This is a genomic window from Myxococcus vastator, assembly GCF_010894475.1.
Lineage (GTDB): Bacteria > Myxococcota > Myxococcia > Myxococcales > Myxococcaceae > Myxococcus > Myxococcus vastator.
This window is the reverse complement of record NZ_JAAIYB010000556.1, coordinates 1-4,814: the sequence shown is the minus strand read 5'-3', so window position 1 is coordinate 4,814 and position 4,814 is coordinate 1. Positions and strand designations below refer to the sequence as shown.

The 4,814-nt window shown below is 67.5% G+C and carries 4 protein-coding genes; 2 read left to right on the top strand and 2 right to left on the bottom strand.

Going from position 1 to position 4,814, the window contains the following annotated elements:
• Window positions 1-366: 366 nt before the first annotated feature.
• Window positions 367-528, bottom strand: a complete 162-nt coding sequence (locus tag G4D87_RS39075) for a hypothetical protein (RefSeq protein WP_205507819.1) — start codon at window positions 526-528, stop codon at window positions 367-369.
• A gap of 13 nt (window positions 529-541) precedes the next feature.
• Complete coding sequence (locus G4D87_RS33710) at window positions 542-3,076, bottom strand: DNA/RNA non-specific endonuclease (protein ID WP_163786787.1); 2,535 nt, start codon at window positions 3,074-3,076, stop codon at window positions 542-544.
• A 606-nt stretch (window positions 3,077-3,682) separates the two neighbouring features.
• Between G4D87_RS33710 and G4D87_RS33705 the strand changes: the two genes are divergently transcribed.
• Both G4D87_RS33705 and G4D87_RS33700 read left to right on the top strand, forming a co-directional pair.
• Complete coding sequence (locus G4D87_RS33705; protein WP_163786786.1) at window positions 3,683-3,871, top strand: DUF6229 family protein; 189 nt, start codon at window positions 3,683-3,685, stop codon at window positions 3,869-3,871.
• A gap of 10 nt (window positions 3,872-3,881) precedes the next feature.
• The coding region (locus G4D87_RS33700) for a DUF4135 domain-containing protein (RefSeq protein ID WP_163786785.1) at window positions 3,882-4,814 on the top strand (933 nt) is incomplete at its 3' end.

Here is a 4,814-nt window from a genome sequence, read left to right as displayed (position 1 = left end):
ACTCGTGGGAGCGCTGGGGGTGGCGGGCCGGGCGCTGCTTCGGCGCAGACCGCGCCGGTGCAAGAAGTGTAGCAACCCGAGGACGCGGCTCGATGAGGCGGCCGACGATGTCCACCTGGAGCCAGGGCAGGCCCATGAGGAGCAGTTGGGCTCGGTGGACTACGACGTGTGGTGGTGTGAGCCATGCGACGACGCGGTGGTGGAGCGCTATGGCACGCTCTTCACACGTCATGTCCGGTGCATGAAGTGCCGTTATGTGACCGCGACCAAGACGAGCCGGACGATTCGCAGCGCGACGTACTCCAGCGGCGGGTTGATTGAAGTCACGGTGCGTTGCAAGCACTGTCACCACACAGCGAAGTCCCGTCACTCGACGCCGAAGCTCACGCGGTCCACGTCGTCGAGTTCGTCCAGCCGGAGCAGCTCCTCGAGCGGTGGGCGCTCGTCGGGTGGTGGTTCGAGCGGGCGCTGGTAGCCGATGCGTCCCTGGCGACGCGCCTTCGCTTGAAAGGCGCACCGTCCTTTCATCCACCTGGAGACTTCAGTGCACCGACGCCCCCAGCCCTGGAGGTGCGCTGGGGAACCGCTGTGGGAGGATGCGTCGGCCCGCGGCGCGGCGTTGGTTGCCGCTGAAGACGAGGTCCTGCGGGCCGGTCAGGAGCCGGTAGGCCTCAGCGGGCCTGGCGGCGCGCAGGGCGAATGGCGTCCATGCCAGTTCGTCCGCATCCTTCAGCGCGCCGAAGTCCAAGCCCGTCCAGTCTTCGATGGCCGACAGCGTGACCTGGTAGCGCTTGAGCCGCAGCAGTTTCTTTCCGAGCTTGTCGCGCAACATTTCGGTCTGCTTCATGAAGAACGCGACCACGGAAAGGTCGGCGCCTCCCGCGGTGACGTCGCGAAGGACCACGACCTTCCAGAAGCCCGCTGGAATCTGCGCATCACGGAGCGGCGGGTCATCGTCGCTCAGCACGGGGCCCGTGAAAACGCACAGCCGGTAGGCGAAGTCGGCGGCCCGCTCGAGCACCCAGTCCTCCAGCACGAGCCACTCATCCTGGTTGAAGTTGGCATGTTGGGGGGCGGCGTTGGTGAAGTAGAAGGTGGCTTCATTGGCCCGGCGCGCTTCAGTCACCGTGCCCCAGATGGGGTCCTGCCGGCGGACGAGGTGGCCCCGGTCCCATTCGTTGCCTGCGTAGTAGGCGGGCCCCAATTGCACCTTCGCTGGGATTCGGGGGTCCAACCTCCACGGCAGCCCTTGGCGCCCCAGCCGTACCATCTGCGCAGCGTCGATGTTGCATGCGGTGTAGAGGGCCACGCGGCGACGCTCATGCAGTGCCAGGGAGAAGTGGACGTAGTCCACCACCTGGCCACCCGAGAAGGCGTCGTCGAACGTGCGGCCAGTCAGCTGGGGGAGCGGGACTTCGAACCCGTCGCCCAGGAAGTCCGGCGAGTAGGGGATGAGCAGCTTGGGCGCGACGCTGATGACCGTCATGTCCCGTGCCTCGAGCGCGCGGGGCGAGGAGGGGGGCGCCTCCTCCTCGGCTTCGAACGCATCTGGCGGCACCGTGGACGCGATGCCGACCGCGTCGAAGGCACGCGCGATGGCTTGAAGCTTCGCTTCGAGCGCCGGGTCATCACGGAAGAGGCTTCGCGCGGAGGCCGCCATGCCACGCCGGCTGTCGCTGAAGGTGGAGGTGTAGGAGAGGTACTGCGTGAGCGTCAGGTAGAAGAGGGCGGCGACCTCCCGCGGCTTCAGGAGCGGCGGCTGTCCCGCGGCGTCAGCGGCGGTCAACAGGAGGTAGGCCACGCGGTTGTGGATGCCGCTGTTGACGTGGACGCCGCCCCAGTCGTGCGCTGCGTCAGACGGAAGCATCCGGTAGTCATCCATGTGCTCCGGTTGGCCGCAGCGCCTGGGTGAGCGCAGGTCTCTGATGGGCAGGCCGGTCTCATCCAGCGCCTCACCCATCTCCCAGTTCCACCTGCCGACGTCTGGCTCGCGGAAGTTCGAGATGATGATGCCGAAGATGTCCGAGTAGGACTCGTTGAGCGCGCCAGTCTCCCCCGAGTACCGAAGGCGCGCGGTGTGGTCCGTGAGTCCATGGAGGATTTCATGGGCAACCACGTCGAGCGCGGAGGCATACGAGACGAGCCTGCCTTCCTGCATGCGCTGGCCGTACACCATCTGGGTGCCAATCCACGCGGCGTTGCGCCATTCGCGTCCTTCGCCTTCGCCCCCGTAGCAGCAGTTGATGGAGGAGGTGATGCGGCCCCCTCGGTTGTCGAGGCCGTTGCGCTTGAGGATGCTCCGCAGGAACCGAGCCACCTCCGCGGCGTTGGCATGGGCGCTGACTCCCGCGGCGGGCCAGGGATTGGGCGGCAGGGTGACGTAGTCGCCCGGGAATGCGTCGCCGCCGAGCGCGAGGTCTTGGAAGCGTGCGTCGTGTGTGTGGATGTTGAGGTCCTCGTCCACGAGCAGGCTTCGCTCCTGGTCCTGTTTGCACCGGAACTCGCGCAGTCGGCCGAGCTCATCCGCCGCAGTCGCCGCGCAGCCCGTGTCCGGGAAGTCCGGCGGCGCCGCACGGCGGCGGCGCCGCCCCGGTTCGGAGGCACCGGGCTCCGTGAACTCCATGTGCTGCGTGCGCGGCAGCGCGGCGACCAGCGCGCCCGTATGCGCGTCCACCACGTAGTCGAAGAGGGCGGGGGCGCGCGGGCCTTGCCGCTGTCGGCTCAGCACATTCTCGATGACGTAGGCGAGGTGCCAGCGCTCCTGTCCTGGGTCGAAGTAGTACTGGAGGCTGGGCACGGCGTTGAGCGAGCCGTTCGTGTACCCAGCCAGCCTGGCGACCACTTCCATGGCCTGCGCCGGGGAGCGCTTCGCCACCGGCTCCACTCCGGAGGGCTGCCCGAGTGAAGAGTGGATGGCGAGCAGCTCGTTGTTCTCGTCCAGCTCGATGGTCACCAGCGAGCCATAGACGGGGATGTTCCCGAAGAGCTGCCGGAACTTCACCGTGGTCGTCTCAGTGAGGGGGAGCGCTTCGGCGCCGAGGGTCCGGAACTCGTTCTGGAGGTCGTGGACCGTCATCGGCGAGAAGCTCGGGAGCTGGGTGCTGGCGAAGGCGCTGTCGAGGTAGCGCCGTGCAGCGGTCTCCGCGTCGAGCGAAGCGAGGCTGGGCGCGTCTCGTGTTGGAGAGGGGGCCAGGCCCCTGAGTGGCCGGAGCGCCGCGGCCACTTCAGGGCGGTCGTGCCGGTGAAATGTGAATGGCTTCAACCCATTGTTTTCCATGGCTTCCTCTTGAACCCAATGCATGTCTCTGAAGATCGCCCCAAGTAGAACGTGAGCCGAAGTGACAGAGGGGGGAGCGGCAGGCGGCCGTGCACGTGCCCCGTCGCGCGGGGGCCCTTCCTGGATTCGGCGGGTCGGTACGCCCCATGCCCTCCACGCGGGGCGGTCGGCGAGGCGCGCAAGAAGTCCAGGCGCGCCGCGTCAGTCGCTCGCACGCGACTGAGCAGGTATTGCTGTTCGCCACGAGGATTGAGGCATTACGTGTGGCGTCTCTTTTTCTTTTCGGTCCTGGCAACCTTGCTTTGGCTTGAAAGCAGGGAGTAGCGTTTCCGGGTCGACAGGAGGCCGCCCTGCTGTCTGGCATTCTGTTCGACGCGTCCGTCAACCGTAACCAGGAGACACGTCATGAACGAGAGCGTTCAGGGAACCGAGCTGGTGGATCAGTGGCGCAACAACGCCGACAAGAGCAACCCCGCGGGGCCGCTCTTCATCGGTGGTGAGTTCACCGAGTCGGACATCGTCCACGAGACCATCGTCATCTCCGGTCGCTGTGGCACGGGTTGCTCGGGGTCGCAGACCCGTTTGTGCTGCTGAGCTGAATCCCATGGCGTCTGACATGGACGCCAGCAACTTCGATGCCTCGCTGGGGTGCCTGCTCCTGCCTGTGATGGAGGAGCTGGCATCCCGGCTTGACCGGGTTGCTGGGCTCGCTTCGAGTGAGCGCGACGTCGTTCTCTCCGCGACGCGCGAATCCCTGTATGTGCAGCTCACCCTCAAGCTGGGGCGGCTGCTTGTGTTGGAGTTGAACGCCGCGCGGGTGACGGGGCGGCTGACCAGCCCGGATCCCGAGGGGCGCTGGGCGGAGTTCCTGGAGCTCTCCTCGCGGCGCGCCTTCTGGGATGCGCAAGCGACCAACTACCCGACGATGCCGCCGCGCGTGGAGTGCATCCTGCGCAACCGCGCGGAGGCCTCGCTGCGCTTCGCGGAGCGCTGGACCCAGGACCGCCCTGCGCTGGGCGTGTTGTGCCAGGGCAGGGCGGTGGGCGAGCTGACGGGCCTGTCCTTCGGGGCGGGAGACAGTCACCGGGGCGGCCAGACGGTGGCGCTGCTCCAGTGTGGCGCCGAGCGGCTGGTCTACAAGCCGCGCTCGGTGGCCATTGACGCGACGCTGGGGCGGTTCCTCTCGGAGCTGAAGGCGCGGCACGACGGCCCCCTGTCCATTCGCGTCCCGGAGGTGGTGGAGCGGGGAACGCATGGCTGGGCCGAGTTCGTCCCGCACGAGTATGCCTCGGGTGACGAGGCGCTCCGCGGCTTCTATCGGGGCATTGGCCACTGGCTGGCGGTCATGCGGCTGCTGGGTGGCAGCGACCTGCATTCGGAGAACGTCATCGCCCATGGGGATGCCCCCATCGTCGTGGACTGCGAGACGCTCTTCACCCCGCGCATTCCGCCCAAGCCGTCGGAGCTGGGGCAGGCGATGGACCACGCCGCGGAGCTGGTGGGCGGCTCGGTGCTGTCCATTGGCATGCTGCCGGGG